This is a genomic window from Methanosarcina sp. UBA5 (assembly GCF_002505485.1).
Lineage (GTDB): Archaea > Halobacteriota > Methanosarcinia > Methanosarcinales > Methanosarcinaceae > Methanosarcina.
This window is the reverse complement of record NZ_DAVG01000076.1, coordinates 535-17216: the sequence shown is the minus strand read 5'-3', so window position 1 is coordinate 17216 and position 16682 is coordinate 535. Positions and strand designations below refer to the sequence as shown.

General features: G+C 39.8%; 14 protein-coding genes. 7 read left to right on the top strand and 7 right to left on the bottom strand.

Features of this window, described 5'->3' with window-relative positions:
- Nucleotides 1-80: 80 nt before the first annotated feature.
- From BP621_RS07345 to BP621_RS07320, 6 genes are all read left to right on the top strand, one after another.
- Nucleotides 81-500, top strand: a complete 420-nt coding sequence (locus BP621_RS07345) for a PKD domain-containing protein (protein ID WP_292388841.1) — start codon at nucleotides 81-83, stop codon at nucleotides 498-500.
- Between the two features lie 846 nt (nucleotides 501-1346).
- Nucleotides 1347-2717, top strand: coding sequence for a coenzyme F420 hydrogenase subunit alpha (frhA, locus tag BP621_RS07340; protein WP_292388840.1), 1371 nt, complete (start codon nucleotides 1347-1349; stop codon nucleotides 2715-2717).
- Between the two features lie 5 nt (nucleotides 2718-2722).
- Nucleotides 2723-3202, top strand: coding sequence for a coenzyme F420-reducing hydrogenase, FrhD protein (frhD, locus tag BP621_RS07335; protein ID WP_292388839.1), 480 nt, complete (start codon nucleotides 2723-2725; stop codon nucleotides 3200-3202).
- Nucleotides 3189-4070, top strand: coding sequence for a coenzyme F420 hydrogenase subunit gamma (gene frhG, locus BP621_RS07330; protein ID WP_292388837.1), 882 nt, complete (start codon nucleotides 3189-3191; stop codon nucleotides 4068-4070). Before frhD ends, frhG begins: the two co-directional genes overlap by 14 nt.
- Complete coding sequence (gene frhB, locus BP621_RS07325) at nucleotides 4063-4938, top strand: coenzyme F420 hydrogenase subunit beta (protein ID WP_292388836.1); 876 nt, start codon at nucleotides 4063-4065, stop codon at nucleotides 4936-4938. Before frhG ends, frhB begins: the two co-directional genes overlap by 8 nt.
- 799 nt (nucleotides 4939-5737) lie before the next feature.
- Nucleotides 5738-5887, top strand: coding sequence for a hypothetical protein (locus BP621_RS07320; RefSeq protein WP_292388835.1), 150 nt, complete (start codon nucleotides 5738-5740; stop codon nucleotides 5885-5887).
- Nucleotides 5888-7188: 1301 nt separating this feature from the next.
- On the opposite strand, the gene BP621_RS07315 is transcribed toward BP621_RS07320, so the two are convergent.
- Both BP621_RS07315 and BP621_RS07310 read right to left on the bottom strand, forming a co-directional pair.
- The gene (locus tag BP621_RS07315) at nucleotides 7189-7326 is read right to left on the bottom strand and encodes a hypothetical protein (protein ID WP_292388834.1); all 138 of its coding nucleotides are present in this window, start codon (nucleotides 7324-7326) and stop codon (nucleotides 7189-7191) included.
- A gap of 153 nt (nucleotides 7327-7479) precedes the next feature.
- On the bottom strand, nucleotides 7480-7644 hold the full coding sequence (locus BP621_RS07310; RefSeq protein ID WP_292388833.1) for a hypothetical protein: 165 nt from the start codon (nucleotides 7642-7644) through the stop codon (nucleotides 7480-7482).
- Nucleotides 7645-7923: 279 nt separating this feature from the next.
- On the opposite strand from BP621_RS07310, the gene BP621_RS07305 reads away from it, so the two are divergent.
- Complete coding sequence (locus BP621_RS07305) at nucleotides 7924-8181, top strand: hypothetical protein (protein WP_292388832.1); 258 nt, start codon at nucleotides 7924-7926, stop codon at nucleotides 8179-8181.
- A gap of 1329 nt (nucleotides 8182-9510) precedes the next feature.
- On the opposite strand, the gene BP621_RS07300 is transcribed toward BP621_RS07305, so the two are convergent.
- The 5 genes from BP621_RS07300 to BP621_RS07280 all read right to left on the bottom strand — a co-directional run bounded on the left by BP621_RS07300 (nucleotide 9511) and on the right by BP621_RS07280 (nucleotide 16096).
- Nucleotides 9511-10089, bottom strand: a complete 579-nt coding sequence (locus BP621_RS07300; protein WP_422656671.1) for an HPP family protein — start codon at nucleotides 10087-10089, stop codon at nucleotides 9511-9513.
- 149 nt (nucleotides 10090-10238) lie between these two features.
- Entirely contained in the window at nucleotides 10239-10460 is a 222-nt protein-coding gene (locus BP621_RS17305; protein WP_292388829.1) for a hypothetical protein, read from the bottom strand.
- An 893-nt stretch (nucleotides 10461-11353) separates the two neighbouring features.
- Nucleotides 11354-12187, bottom strand: coding sequence for a hypothetical protein (locus BP621_RS07290; RefSeq protein ID WP_292388827.1), 834 nt, complete (start codon nucleotides 12185-12187; stop codon nucleotides 11354-11356).
- Nucleotides 12187-14232 carry a glycosyltransferase gene (locus BP621_RS07285; RefSeq protein WP_292388960.1) on the bottom strand — a complete coding sequence of 682 codons (2046 nt, stop codon included), beginning with the start codon at nucleotides 14230-14232 and terminating at the stop codon, nucleotides 12187-12189. The genes BP621_RS07290 and BP621_RS07285 overlap by 1 nt, the downstream gene beginning before the upstream one ends.
- 1060 nt (nucleotides 14233-15292) lie before the next feature.
- Nucleotides 15293-16096 carry a hypothetical protein gene (locus BP621_RS07280; protein ID WP_292388826.1) on the bottom strand — a complete coding sequence of 268 codons (804 nt, stop codon included), beginning with the start codon at nucleotides 16094-16096 and terminating at the stop codon, nucleotides 15293-15295.
- Nucleotides 16097-16682 lie beyond the last annotated feature (586 nt).

Sequence of the window (16682 nt, the reverse complement as noted above, 5' to 3'; positions counted from 1 at the left end):
CTTTATAATGAAATTTCCATATTTATATAGTTCCCTCTTTGTTTCATTTCATTCGAATACCCTGTTAGCTTGCTGCTGGGATGGGAAATCTTCAACAGCAAAGAGCCCTGCACACACACAATAAAGAAGGAAAATATACTTTCAGCTTAACAGTGAAGAATGCAGCTGGAACAAACACGAGAACAATAAAGGACTACATTGTCGCAAAGGAATTAAACGCTCACGTTGCTGCTTTTTCAGCATCTCCAACCTCAGGAAAAGCTCCATTAACTGTTACCTTTACTGATAAAAGTACAGGAATTCCTACTGAATGGAAATGGACTTTTGGAGACGGGATAAATTCCACAGAGCAAAGTCCAAAACATCAGTATTTACAGGAAGGAAACTATACGGTAAAGCTGACAGTATCAAATGCGGCAGGCAGCAGTACGAAAACAAAAACAAATTACATAAAAGTGACAACGAATACAAGACCGGGCCTATACTCTAAAAGCAAATAACTCCTTAAATTGAAAAAATGATAAAAGGTCAAGGCTAAAGAGCAGTGGAGGTTATTAAAATTGATTGAAAAACCGGGTGCTGCATTTTCTGCGTCTCCTACTTCAGAAAATGCTCCCACTAAAGGTACAATTTATAACAAAAGTACCGGATCTCCAACTTCATGGAACTAGACTTTTGGAAAAAGAGCCACTTCAACAACCAAGAACCAACGCATAAATATTCCAAAACAGGAGTTATACCGTCAAATTTACTGTATTAAATGATGCGGAGAGTGGTACTGTAACTAAAACAAACTACATAAAAGTGACGATTGAACAAGACTGGATTTTATACTCTAAAAGCAAATAATCCTTCAAATTGAAAAAATGATGCAAAGTTCAGGGCCAAAAGGTAGTGGGTGATTTATTAAATCTATAAAGACGAAGTTCCCAAAATTTATACAATTTTTTATTTTTGGAGTCTTAGTGGCTTTCTGGTTAATCACACTATGAACTACAATATGTAATCTTTACCTATATTTATGGGCGTTATATTTCTTTAATTTCAAGTTTTTCTTTATAATTATAGAATATGTATTAATATATAATTTAGTTTATAAATTGGAAAAAATATGCTTATTATTTTATTATCTTTCTTTATATTGATAGAAGGATTTATGTAATATCGCGTTTTCAACCATTTATCGTTATAAATCAAATATTTAATATACTGAGGTACTACGCGCTGGAGAAATTAAGAGGTTAACGTACTTCAATGTACGAGTAACTATCTTAGAATAATCACACAGAAAGTGCCTTAACCACGGTACAGCCTAAATAACACCGAATCGAAAACGAGGCATACCATTGACGAAAGTTATAGAAATCTCTCCAACCACGAGACTTGAAGGTCACTCCAAGCTCACCCTGAAGGTGGATGATCAGGGTATTGTCGAGCGAGGAGACTGGCTCTCCATCACCCCTGTCAGGGGTATTGAGAAGCTCGCCATAGGTAAAACAATGGAACAGGTCCCGAAGATTGCTTCTCGGGTCTGCGGTATCTGTCCCATCGCCCACACCCTGGCAAGCACCGAAGCCATGGAAGCTTCCATCGGCTGCGAGATTCCCACGGACGCAAAGCTCCTGCGGATCATTCTCCATGCCGCGAACCGCCTTCACAGCATCGCCCTGCACAACATCCTGATCCTCCCGGACTTTTACATTCCAGGAACGGAGACAAAGTTCAACCTGTTCGCTAACGAGCAGCCTGCCAGGAGCGTTATGGCAAGGATCGTCCGCATCCGCGAGATCGGACAGACCATTGGAGCCATCGCAGGTGGCGAGGCAATTCACCCCTCCAACCCGAGGATCGGCGGAATGTACCACAACGTGAGCCCCCGAGCAAAGCAGAAAATGGCCGACCTAGCGAAGGAAGGTCTCGTTCTTGCCCACGAGCAGATGGAGTTTATGCTCGATGTTATCAGGAACATGCAGAACCGGGAGTTTGTCGAGGTCGCAGGCAAGCAGATCCCGCTTCCCAAGACGCTTGGTTACCACAACCAGGGGGTCATGGCCACATCCCCGATGTACGGCTCATCCAGTCTGGACGAGAAGCCTACGTGGGATTTCGCTCGGTGGAAAGAGACTCGGCCATGGGACTGGTACATGGGTGAGGTAACCATCGATCTTGAGGACCCAAGCTACCCATTCGGAGGTACAACGAAGGTCGGCACTAAGGCCAACCCCCAGATGGAAGCCTGCACTGGTGTTCCTACCTACGACGGTCAGCCGGTTGAGGTCGGCCCAAGGGCAAGGCTTACTACCTTCAAGAACTTCGACGAAAAGGGTACCTTCGCCCAGCACATCGCCAGGCAGATGGAATACCCAGACTGCTGTTACACCATCCTCAAGTGCCTTGACAACCTGGATACCTCGGGCAAGGTCCTTGCCGATCATATCCCCCAGGGAGACGGGTCTATGGGCTGGGCCGCGAACGAGGCCCCGCGTGGGACCAATGTCCATCTTGCACGGGTGAAGGACGGACGGGTGCTGTGGTATGAGATGCTTGTGCCCACAACCTGGAATTTCCCTACCTGCAGCCGTGCTCTGACGGGAGCGCCCTGGCAGATCGCCGAGATGGTTGTTCGGGGTTATGACCCATGCGTCTCGTGCGCAACTCACATGATCGTGTTGAATGAGGAGGACAAGATAGTCGCCCAGAAGCTCATGCAGTGGTGAAGGGAATGGAAACGCTGTACTCCGAGATCGTGGTGGCAGGCTGCGGCAATCCGCTCTATGCGGACGATGGGTTCGGACCCGCAGTCGTGGAGAGTCTCAAGGAGCTTGAACTCCCTGAGAACGTTACGGTCATTGACGCGGGGCTCGGAGGACCCCATTTCGTCTTTACCCTCCTCAATCCCGAGTCCACAAAGACTCTTATCATCGTGGACATCGCTGACTTTGGGGGGAAACCCGGCGAGCTCAGGTGGCTCGACGTTGATGAGCTCCCTGTGGGAAGCTACCGGGATGCCCATTCATGGGATCTTACCGAGCCGCTCCAATATATCAAGGACGATATCCGAATCCGGGTCCTTGCGTGCCAGAAGAAATATGTTTCTACCCCTGAAATGGTCATCGGGATTACAGACGAGGTAAAGAGAGCCATTCCCGGAGCTATATCCGAGATACTGAAGGAAATCGGGATGAACTATGGGACTGCTTAACTTCGTCAAGAAAACCATGGGCGGGGAAGTAAAGCACGCTCAGGTTGCGACGGAGAAGAAGGTGGAAGCTACAAAGGAGATTAAACCAGTGACAAATAAGATCAAAATCGGGCATGTACACATGAGCGGCTGTACCGGCTGCCTCGTGTCCCTGGCCGATAACAACTTGGGACTCATCAAGATCCTGGACGACTATGCCGACCTCGTCTACTGCCTCACGCTTGCTGACGTTCGGCATATCCCAGAGATGGACGTGGCGCTCGTGGAGGGATCGGTCTGCATCCAGGACCATGAATCAGTGGAGGACATCAAGGAGACGCGAAAGAAGTCAAAGATTGTGGTGGCCCTTGGCTCCTGCGCGAGCTACGGGAACATCACCCGGTTTAGCCGCGGTGGGCAGCACAACCAGCCACAGCACGAATCCTTCCTCCCAATCGGGGATCTCATCAATGTGGATGTCTACATCCCAGGGTGTCCCCCAAGCCCGGAGCTCATAAGGAACGTTGCTGTCATGGCGTACCTGCTCCTGAAGGGGAACGAGGATCAGAAGGCCCTTGCGGGCAAGTATTTAAAGCCCCTTATGGATCTTGCGAAGCGCGGCACGACCGGATGTTTCTGCGACCTGATGAACGATGTAATCAACCAGGGTCTCTGTATGGGCTGTGGTACCTGCGCTGCATCCTGCCCCGTGCGTGCGATTACTCTTGAGTTCGGGAAGCCCCAGGGTGAGCGTGACCTCTGCATTAAGTGCGGCTCCTGCTATGGCGCCTGTCCGAGGTCGTTCTTCAACTTGGACGTGATTCCTGAATTCGAGAACATCAACGAGATAATTGCTGGAGCGCTTAAGGAAGGTGAGAGTGATGATTGAAGATCCATATCTCGGCAAATACGTGACTTGCGTTTCGGCACGGAGCACGGACAAAGAGATCCTCAAGAAGGCACAGGACGGCGGCATTGCTACCACCCTCATGGTCTATGCCCTCGAGCAGGGAATCATCGACGGGACTATTGTGGCAGGCGAGGGCGATAAACCCTGGCAGCCAAAGCCGGAAGTCGCGATGACCCGCGAGGACATCCTCAAGGCACGAGGAACAAGATACAGTATCAGCCCCCAGATCTCCTGGCTCAAGGAAGCAACCCGGTCATTTGGCCTCGATAAGGTTGGGATCACCGGCGTCTGCTGCCAGATGCAAGCAGTGAGGAAGGCTCAGCTCTATCCTATCAATATGCGGGACGTCCCGGGCAAGGTTGCCTTCACAGTAGGGCTTTTCTGCATGGAAAACTTCCCCTACAAATCTATGCAGAGCATTGTCGAGGACCACGCGGCTCAGAGCCTCGGCTCCGTGAAGAAGATGGAGATCACGAAGGGCAAGTTCTGGGTCTACACCGAACGCGGGAACGTTGCAACTGTGCCGCTCAAGGCAACCCACAAATACGAGCAGCCCGGCTGCCATGTCTGCCTCGATTATGTCTCTAATCTCGCAGACATCTCAACCGGCTCGGTCGGAAGCCCAGACGGCTGGTCTACGGTTTTCATCCGCACCAAGGTAGGGAATGAGATTTGGTCCAAAGCGGTTGCTGCAGGTCTGTTTGAGACAAAACCTATTGAGGAAGTCAAACCCGGTCTCGATCTCCTCAGGAAGCTCGCGAAAGAGAAGATCGACAAGAACCAGAAGACAGTTGAGGAGCGCAAGACTTTCGGAGTCAACAAGGGGCTACGGAACCCTTACGCCTAAAACTCCTCTTTTTTTCGTTAGCGAAAACTATTGTGTTAGCTATGCTGAATACGGGGATGGGATTGGTTCTCATCCCCAAAATGATTTCAATGAAAGTGTGGCGAATTTTCTGTAAAGTTTAGATTGATTCTGTAGTCTTTTTATTTTTAATATTATTCTTTGGCTCTTTGCCGTTCCGTATGGATAAGATGATTTTCAATTCAAGACTGCATTGGTTTTTATAAAAATATTATGAGGATATCCACACAAAAAAATAAAGAGCTTGTTCTTTTAAGCTGAAAGCCAACATCAATAGGCACTGAAAAAAAGTACCTATGTGTTTTACACTATTTTTGTGTTTAATGTTGCAGTTATCGGTCATAACCTGCATGCTTCTATAGTTACCAGAATAGTTGGAGAAACGGCTTTCATAAGAACCAATCGAATAAAATCGAATTATTAACCTGCTTATAGATTCATACAAGCAAAATCATTGAAGCTTCAATAGGCGAAACATCTTTAAAACAATCTCCAAAGCCTATATATTTATCTGGAGATTTTTAGAGCTTTTTTTCGTTATAATTATGTCGACATAACCATAATAAGCAAAAAAAGGCTTCTAAATGCTCCGACAAAAGATTTTAAATACAATTGCTTACATTAGTTCTAAATGTAGAAAAAGTCATTGGTGTTGGTTGCAACCAAAACCAGCATCGGTAGACATAAATACAAAAAAATCGTTTAAGGTATAATCAAAAAACAAAATAAAGTAAAAATCGGAAAAGACCCCTGCCAGGGTCTGACCGAAGAAAAACAAAACATGTTCCTTAAGATTAAAATAACATACGACAAGTATAAAAAACCTGCTGAAAAGCCGGTTGAAGAGAGCACAACTGTTTCATTCGAAACAGGCATTGAGATGAAGAATCCCCTCGGAATCTTTGGACAACCATTGCAAAATATCGCTTAAGGTCTACAGCTTCGACTGTATTTCTTCTTTTTTTCATCAGAATTCACAAGAAAGGTATGAGACACATCAAACTTTTCAAAAATTCGCCAACTTAGCAAAGACATTAACAAACGACATTTCCCAGGGCATACAGGGGAACAGAAAGAAGGCGGAAAAGAGCCGGCCAGCAATAACTTTTAAAATCAACATCAAGAACCTTTAAAATTATAAATATTCAACACCGGATTTTTTCAAGTACCCTGTAAAAAAGAGTTTAAAATCTTCCATATCACCCTGAGTCAAGAATATCCGATTAGTAAATGCGGCGCATATTGAAAATATACCAGAAAAAGAAAAACAACCTTTCCAAGGAAAGATGGAAGGATACCTTTCAACGGAACGCTGGCTTCCCCTTCGCTGCGCGCCGAGCGAAAGGGAAAGGAAAAAGGGAAAAATGATACCGAGATCGGGAAAAGAGGAAAAAATGTTACTCCTACTTCTAATCTTCGGTCTTTTACTCTTCACCCAAAAGATTTTACCTTTCTCCTAAATGGTTTTCAGTATAATCTCAACACAATGGAAAATTGTCAAAAACAATATAGTCATTTGAATAATCAGTGTTTCGAGATTGAATATTCCATCAATCATATTTTTGAGTTCTCCTATTTCAAGAGTCTTTACTATATCTATTCGTCAAGAACTCAAAAAAGAAAGAACAGAACTAATATACCTATGTTCCAAATGAGAAAGGAAACTCTTAAGAACTACGTGTATGTAGTATTGTACGTACAATTGTACGAACAAAAAGAGCTTATTAAGTTACTAGATAGGAACATAGTAACAAAAGATCTGCTTCTTTTGTCACGGTTCTTGAAAGTAGCTATCATTGCTTGCCAGCTACCACCTAGCCAGTTTTGATAGCTACACATACTATCATTATTCTTTTTTGATCTTCTCCTTAAAACTACTTTTCATTATTTTTGAGACATTGATATGAGCTTGATTTAATACAAAATCATATGTGTTAAGCCTTTAGATTCCCTGAAAATTACACACTGTTTTTCAGTACTGTCAAGACACTTAATCGAGGAATACACTCACACTATGTATCCTCGGACAATACTTTCATTTTTCAGAGCTAACTTATAATGAAAACCACTATACATAAAGGTAAGGAAAGCAGAGTGAAAATATTCCCTGATCAAATCATTTATATAGCCAACCGATAAAAGAAAAATACTTTCACAAATATAAAAAACTTTATGATCTACTCAGTAAAAAAGCCATTAAAAGAGCATAATTCCTGAAGGTCACCATAGTGTTCACCATGACTTTTTGCCTTCCGTAGTTTCCGGAAGCAGTTCGATGTTTAGCCTACTGTTTTCCTGAATTAGTGTTTGAATGTGGACCACCTGCCTGTGCATATTCTCATTCTGGTCTTTAATTTGATTGTCCTGCACGAAGCTGCTCGTCCTTTGTGTGCAGCTGTTCGTGAAGGGCCTGGTCTGAGCTTTCAGATCATCTGTTTAATAGCTCACAATACAGTAGTTTCCTGAAAATTACTACATTTTTGCCTTAATATGATTTATATCAATGGCTGAAAGCTTTGATATTCAAATAAATCCAGTTGTTTTCGGAAAATTATTGCATTTTCTTGCTACTTTCTGGTAACTCCTGATCTGATTTTCTACAGGATTATTCTGGGTGCAGATGTAATAGTTATCAGGCGGATCTGGTCTGTCTCTAGTAGATTTTTCCTCTACTAGGGCGTTTGCCACACAGATCAGATGTTTGCCTACTTTCTTTTGTGATTGGGAAAAACTGCGGGATTATTTTTGCAAGGAAATCAGATTAAATGGCTGGGTTTTATCTGAAAAGTCTGGTAACTATGCGTATATGCAAGAGTTGAATTCCATTATATTTTTAGATCCTTAAACGTTAAATAGAGAGCTGGAGAAACGATTTATCATTACCGAAGTGCATCATGCTCGGTATTTGAGGAAAAAATCAAGGGATGTTTTAACGGTTCAAAAGTTAAATAGTAGAGTGGTGGGATTATGGTAACAGTGAGTAAGAGATGGATTTTAGATAATGTTCAAACGTTGTATTGTTCCAATGGAACATTTGACCTTGAAGATCTCAAGGATTTCGAGGAACCTAAAGAGGGTTTTGAAATAAATCTGAATCATATTGAAAAGCTGGAAGTAGAGAAAGGGGAAAGGAGGGAAACTTTCCATATTCTTATTCCAGGCGGGTTTGGATGGGCTGAAGCGTTCCCTTTCACTATATACCCCGAAGAAACTGACGAGTACTAAATGTGTAAAGGACATCGAAACCCAATAACTGTGAAAAGAGGAAAACAAATACTCCAAAAACGTATCCGTAATTTTTACAAATTTGTGGTGTATAACTTTTGAAGTAGAAACTCTGCTATGCCCAGATAACTCTGCTATGCCCAGATATTCCCTACAATTTGCCCTGGAATTGACGTAGAACATGCTAAAATGTATATTTTTTATGAAAACCTATTTATAGGGTCATTGAAGGCATATCTCGCAAATACAGTACTTTTACCTCAAAATTACTCGATAGGCTGTCTTGACTCAAGGTATCAGAGCTATAATAATCAGGTAATTCGATTAAAATTCGTGAAAATTAATTATTTTAGAGGATTTCTACAAACCTTTTTATCTTTATTTGCCATATAGATAATTATGGGACTAGTGACTGTGGATTATGGGGCTAACATTCCTCCGGATATGGCTTTTTTGTACTTTCTCTGTGCCGTGGTTATCATCTTTATTTTTCTCGGTCTTTTGCTTTTAATTGCGCGTAGTGATGCTAGGGATAGAAATAGTTGTTGCACAGAAGGTCATTGTTAACCTACACATCAGGATATTTTTTTGTCTCTCGAAGTGTAGCCACAGGCCGTTTGTCATTTTTTATTTTCCGGAATTACTTGGCAACGTTTTCTAGTAAAGTGCTGCTATCCTTTTTTGTTGTGGAAAAAGATATTAAAATGAATAAAGTATCTGATTTTAAATTGAAGTACTACTAAAATTTAACAATTTACGCGAACTTATATTTTGATTAATAAGCATCTTTATGATGAACCAATTTACTAACGTTGCATTTTGTCCTTTTTCATGAACATAAAAAATGAACATAAAAACATAGTACAAAGTTAGAATTAATGTATACTCACTTGTACTTATTCAAAGGATAGTTGAGATTTTTGTAATGCTGAGGATTAATGCAAATTTCATCAGCTTTATTGAATACTGCCTTAAATAGTACATGATTCTTTTGTTTAACTCTCTCAGCTTTTTTGAAAGTTTTCCTTTGATTAATAATTTGTACAAGCCTAATTTCTAATAATAAAATGCTTTTTATGGCAGGTGCCGATTCTTCTTTTCTTCTTATTTACCAGTGACTGCCCGATATCTGTTCACTTTGTGAGCATGCGGGCGTGGAGGAAAGTTGAGGAGTTGATTAAATAGAAATTGAAAACTAAGAGCCTATCAGGGCTCTTTGCGAGATGCTACAAATACCACACATGCTCCGTCATTGATGTAATGTCATGAATTTAGGTATCAATCGAAGATTCTACAGAATCCATTGACACCATCCCTACTCATTCTCTCCTACCCATTCTCTATTACTTTTATAAGACCGCGGTGTTCCATGGAGAGTATTATATTCCTCGCAATTTCACCGGCGACGGCTATTATCACTATGCCTATCAGGATCGTAGACAGATCGGCCCACGTTGCCTTAAAACTACCAGGGGTAATCAGAAAGGTAGTGGCAACAGCCGGCGGGTGTGATACCTTAAGAGGTATATGAATTAGTATTACAAGTGCTATGGCAATGCATGATGCCACAACATGCGATAGTTGTAGATGGCCGATCACGAATGGAGATTGAACGTAAGCAGCGCCGGTTATAATAGCAAGGATGTAGCCGCTAATGATGCCAACCAGGTGGCCTACAGTCATATTGTATAAACTGGATGACTTTAGATGAGGCGATTCAACCAGCATGAAAATGGATGGGCCCAGGCTAGGGAAGAGCCACAAGTTTCCGGTAATATAGCCTAGCCCCCCGGCTAAAAGCACAAGCAAGTCACCCAACACTGATCTCAATAAGATGTAGAGAGCTCGACGTACTCCTTTCCTGGAGGGAGCGCTTTTAGCTTCATGTCGGTCACTGGTTGGACTCATATGTTACAATTCCTCTATTCCACTATACTCTATTGGAAAGCTGTGTTATGTCAGTACTACCAGATCATTAAGTGACTTCAGATGTAACTGTGTCCTTATCCAGCCTATCTGTTTTTTATACTCATCGATTTGTCTTATGTGTCGAGGAGTTACTTATCCCGTAAAATGCGGCAGTAGGCTTCATAATCTCCAGTGCATTCCCTTGGGGCTGAGCCGCAAGTGATTGATCCGGTCCACTTCACGGCCTCGAACTCCGAATATGCGTCCATTCTTAACACCGATGTCCATTCCACAATCGCTGGAACAGAGCACGCAGCACGATTGTACCCAGTGGTCGGACTCTTCCTCGACCCTGATGTCCTAACGGACAAGCCATTTCCCACGGTATGGCTTTCGGTTTCCCCCATATATTTTTAATGATCCCGAGATTTATAATTCATGCGCTTTTCTCCTCCCATTATATTTATATTGTCCTTTTCAAAATCGTTGATAAATAACTTGTTTCAAATTCTCTAAAGTACGCGTTTTAGGCAGAGATAACGGGAAAATTAAAATCAAACTTCACAGAGAAGACTCTGCAGAACATGCAAGCAAAGGAAAGTCCTGGTAGACTAGTTTGGGGGCGAAGTTGAACTAAAAAGAGGTTCTGGGACTGAATTTATAATAAGGTTCACAGTACCAATACAAAATTGAAAAAATAGTAAAATCGAATTCTCATACAGTGATCAGTTGATGAGAATTCATACACAATATGTTCGCTATGCTATAAATTGTGATCATTACCAGCAAGTGATATATAATTAACTTGAATTAAATTTCAATCGTGTAGATATAGCAGTTGATGTTGAATTTTTTAATGAGGCTGATCATTTCAACCTCAAATGATCGCAGCAACTAAATGCCTGCCAACCGTCAACCAGCGCCAGGGAGAAGGTGTTCTGTAGAGAATCTGTCCCAATTTTTTGTAGGGCAGTATTACAAGCGGCAATATAGTCATCACTGCAATAGGGATGTATACCGTCATATACAGCCTGTCTGCCCTGGAACTTTACTTGTGACAGGCGACATACCGTTTAGTTCTATTGATTTTTATTTCCAATTTAAAATATTGGTTCAGAGGGATTGAATATGGTTTTGAAATAAGCTCAAAGAAAAGAAAGTAATAAATCAAACAGAAGAGTTGATGGAAAAAATTTAGGCCGGATTCTCTCAAAGAAATTTTAAGAATAAATCGAAACCCATATCAGTATATTTTCAATCCACTTCATTGTTCCTCTATTACGTGCAGGATATACTTTGTATTCGGAGCTGCAGTCATAATGCTGTCATAAGACGCTGTTGGTGGAGTGCTTGAGTTATAGCCTGTGTATATTCCTACAGATTTATAATGGCTCGCAAGTTCTTTGTACTCTCTCATAAGTCGATTCTGAGTTTCTCCTTCACCATCGTAAAGAATCACAAAGTCCTTTGTATCATTGGGAAAGTAGGTATAATCCTCAAAATATGTCAGGAAAAGCTTAAATCCGGGATTATAGCTTTGAATTTTCTTTAACCAGATATCACGCTCTTTATTGCTGACATGGTATGGAGTCCCTGTTAATTTCCATTCCATATCAACATTTATGCCAATAACACTTTTATGGTTGCCATATCTTTTTAGGATTATATCAATTAGATCTGATACATCAGCCCCATTAGGTTGAATTGAAAGGATCACTTTCAATCCATCTTTATCGAACTTTTCCAGGTAGGGTTCCACTTTATCAGTCTCATCGTAACTGTAAATATACCCTATATTTTCGAAAGGAAACGGCACATATGCGAGCTTATTTTCATGTGCCTGAACGACAACTAGGTCAATCACTCCATGTTCACTTCCGAATTTCCTAGCTAGGTCAGACCACTCTTTAGCAGGTTTGTCAAACTCGCAGTTATTCCAGACACCTTCTGAATACTTTGATTCTGGAAGACTTTTAGAGATACTTTCTGATGAATTTGATTGCGGAGGTGATTTAACGAAGGCTAAATAAAATAGAATTATAAGAACAAATAGAATCATTGATCCAAATAAAATATAATATTTGTTACTTTTCTTCATCATCTCACCTTAAGAATCCGTGAACCGAATTGAACTTTCAATCCCCTGCCTGTTATATAACACAAGTAAAGGTAACTGAGAATTACAACTTTAATTGTCGAGTAAACAAGCACATAAGGGACCAGCATTGGCAATAGTTTTTTATTCTTGGTAAAAAACGAAGCAATTGCTAGAGTATAGGGTATTAGAAAGACGATCATAAACAAGAATCCGCGTACTGATATTCGCAGTATATCATCATACTGAAGGAGGAAATACGGCAGCAATATGAACAGAATGATAGAAAAAACTCCAATGATATAACCTGAGTAATTGAAAACCATCCATGCATTTCTTATTGCCCATTTTTTATGTAGCCGCCATACCTGTAAGTTGCCATACCACCATCTTTTCCTTTGTTTGTACCAGGCTCGAAGCGTCTCGGGAGCATTCGTGTAAACTTTTGCATTTGGTTCGCGAATAACCTTCATAGAATTTTTAAGAACCTTGATAGTAAAATCTGCATCTTCAACAATTGTCTCGTCGCTGAATCTAACAGTATCACATACTTTGCGCCTGACAGCAGTGAGCGGGCCCGGGCATACGAGAACGTGACCATTCAAACCTTGAAGATATCGAGTCATCTCCTGTTCTAAAAGGTATTCAATCATCTGGAAGTATTTCATTACTCGTTTTTTTCCATGATTGTCATGGATAAAAACGTCCCCTGCAACCATCTGTGCATCTCTGTTCTCATTGAGGCATCCCACTAATGAACTCACCGCATTCGCTGACATATAAGAATCTGAATCCGTAAAGACTAGGATATCTCCTTTTGCGTCTTCAATAGCCCTATTGAGAGCATTTGCCTTTCCTTCGTTTACCTTGAGATCAATAAATTTCACAGGATACTTAGAAATAATCTCTGCAGTTCGATCACTGGATCCATCATTGACAACGATTATTTCCGTTTTGCCTTTATAGTCTTGATTAAGGATAGACTCAAGGCACTTACCTATCGTTTTTTCTTCATTATACGCTGGAACAATGATTGAAACTAGACCTGATTCAGAACCTCGCTTATCTGGAGGTAGATAGTTATTATGAGTTCTTCTCAAGTTCCAGCCAGACAACCACTTCCAAATAATAAAGAATGAAAATGGGAGCAATGCAGTTACAATAAAGAACCAGTAGTACACTCCCAGAATGTTGTTTACTTTAATACCTCTGATGCTAGGATTACCGCCTTTCCAGATTCCCGAAGGAATAACTGCAAGTACAACTCTTCCTACCGATTTATATTGAGTCATCTTGGCCATGCCGTTGACTACTTCTTTTGGAGTGTTCACCTCAACGTCGTCCATTCTGACGGTAATATTCGTTTCGTCTGTTGATGCCAAGTAATTAATGAGAAATCGATTCACATATGGGTTCCAATCCATTGCATGGAGAACAATAGTCTGCGGCTTTTCTTCTCTGATTATCTCCGAAGATGTCTTGAACCGGGGATCATCAAAGCTTTGCATTGTACGCCAGTCCCATGTATATTCATTTATATCAACATGACTATTACTAGTTTTCAGAGGAGGTAATTCTGTCGCGACGCCTGTACTCTCTATTGCCTGTTTCACAGATGGATTTGTTGGTACTCCATAGATTTCAAAAGGGGAGATAAACACTTTAGGAAAAAGGCCGGCCTTTTCAAAGACCAATTTCCCTTTCTCAACATTTTCTTTTGCCTGGATTGGCCCCATAGTGGAATAGTTTTCATGTTCCCATCCATGAATTCCCATAATGACTCCTTTTGCCTGTGCATCTCTCAGTGCATTGAGGAGTTCCGGCTCATCCAGAATGGTGACATGCCCAAAAGCATCATCATTTAACTGATTAACTTCCGCGCAAAGAAAAACGGTGGAAAGAGCAACTGATATAGCTAAAATTAGTGAGATAATAAATATACGTTTATTTTGAGATTGGTTACTGAATAAGTTCAGAAATTCTCTTTTGCTCTTATGAACATTTATTTTAGCTAATTTAGTATATGGTAAAGTTACTAGAGTTATCATTTGCTTTGCTGGAAATTTCAAAAAAGAGGAAGTCTGTTTTTCTTTCACCTACAACACCTTAACCAAATAAAATGTTTTTTACTTCTCAAATTAATGAAACTAACTAATATTCAATACAGGGAAAATACCGAAAAAGTAGTGTCCCTAAAATTTGAGGGAAAAGAGAAATTGATTTCATATAGTTCCAGAAAAACCAATTACGAAATCTAAACGTAGCTAAACTCTGTTTCCCCAATCGAAAAGTTATGGTAGATTTTGAGAAACCCAATTACAAAATCGGAATCATACGCCTCTTTGTATTTATTTTCAATATTGAAATGCGTCAAATTTATTAAGTATGAACTTTTCGAATTTCTCCTAGAACTCTTATACATTTAAAGATCAAAATCAAGCACTAAAGACCCTAAGTTCTAATTGTTTTTCTATAAATTAGTCATCTGTTGAGATTCATTAATCTAGTTTTTGTACATGCACATATTTGGGAAATTTATATTATTGTACCAATAAACCATTGAGAATTCCGATAAACCTTAGAGTTCAATAAACTGTTTATATACTAATTGAAGCAGTCAGCCAAATATTGAGATCTATAGAAATTCTTCATATTAATATCTGTATTTTACTTTCTTGAACATCGAAATAATCGTTTTATATCTAAATACGAATGTGCGTTAACTCACGGACATAAATATAAGCTTGCTGGGTGAGTATTTAATAATTTAAACTGAATTTATATAGTCACTAGAAAGTTAGATTTTAGGATTATGATCAGTTATCTCATCGTAAATTTGAGATCTTGAAACGGTAAGAAGTTCCTTTAATAACAAGAGAGCTTTAAAAGAATGCCGATGAACTTCTAATTTTAACAAATTGGTATATATCTTATATAAACAACCAGCCAAAAATTCGCGTATTTCGAAGTTTTCTCAAAAGTATTGTTTATGCCACGGCAAACGTTAAAATTAAAACATGGAAGTAATGGGAAAAATCTGGGAATCCTTGCAAAGAAAAATTCAGAGATAAATAAGAATCGTTATCGGTACGTTTTCGATCCATTTTATCAATCGTCTATTACGTGCAGGATATACTTTGTGTTCGGAGCTGCAGTCATAATGCTGTCATGAGAAGCCGTTGGTGGAGTGCTTGAATTATAGCCTGTGTATATCCCTACAGATTTGTAATGGCTAGCAAGTTCTTTATACTCTTCCATGAGTTCCTTCTGAGTACTGCTTTGGCCATCGTAAAGAATAACAATGTCTTTTTTATCATCGGGGAAGTAGCTATGATCTTTATAATATGTCAGGAAAAGTTTAAATCCTGGATTATAACTTTGAATTTTCTTTAACCAGATGTCACGCTCTTTATTACTAACATGGTATGGAGTCCCTGTCAATTTCCATTCCAGATCAACATTTATACCAATAACACTTTTATGGTTGCCATATCTCTTTAGGATTATATCAATTAGATCAGATACATTGGCTCCGTTTGGCTGAAGAGAAAGAATAACTTTTACCCCATCTTTATCGAACTTTTTCAGGTAAGGCTCTGCCTGATCGATTTTACTGTAACTGTAAATATACCCATCCTGTCTGATTGGGAACGGAACATAAGCGAGCTTCTTCTCCTGAGCCTGTGCCACAACTAGATCAATTACTGCATACTTTCCCCCTAATTTCTTGGCCATATTAGACCACTTTTTAGCAGGATTGTCAAACTCACAGTTATTCCAGATACCTTCGTATTTATTAAGATTTGTCTTTACTTGATCAGTATGATTATTACTGTTAAGGTAAACAGTTGGTGCAGGACTCTTGCACAAAGCAGTAGAAACGTTTGCAAGAATAAGGCAACATACTAACAAAAAAATTTCCAGTCCTCTTTTTATCGTTCTTACCCTATGATGAGAATAAAATTTAGTAGAATGATGTTTAGAGTAAAATTCGTACAGTAACAATTATATACCTCTATAAAAATACGGATTTTTTGTTAAAGATTTCCATAATTTTATTACTCTGTTTTAATACTCTGAGCAATGCTTTGAAAAATTTCATTTACACTCTAACTTTCAATACTATAGAAGTTTTGAATTTAATTTTTGTGTTAAAAACTCCCGAATACGAAGCTGTTATGAGCATAAAATTTAAAACAAATTTTTCTATTTTTAAATCAATTTCCCCTATTCAAACGAACTACCCTTGATAAACATTTAATAAATACGATATCTACCTATATAAATTTTTATATTATGTGATATAATTAGGCTATATAATTATAAAAATTCATAAGATCTGCTGGTACGTTTTAAACAAAAAATTAAGGAAGATAAGACCAAAACATAAAATGAAAAAAATCGTGCCAAAAAAAAGCGTATTTTTTAAAATTATAAAAATGGGTTGTGCATTAGTACATAGTTGATATTTTTCTATGAGTATTTTTGCGAAGTTGCA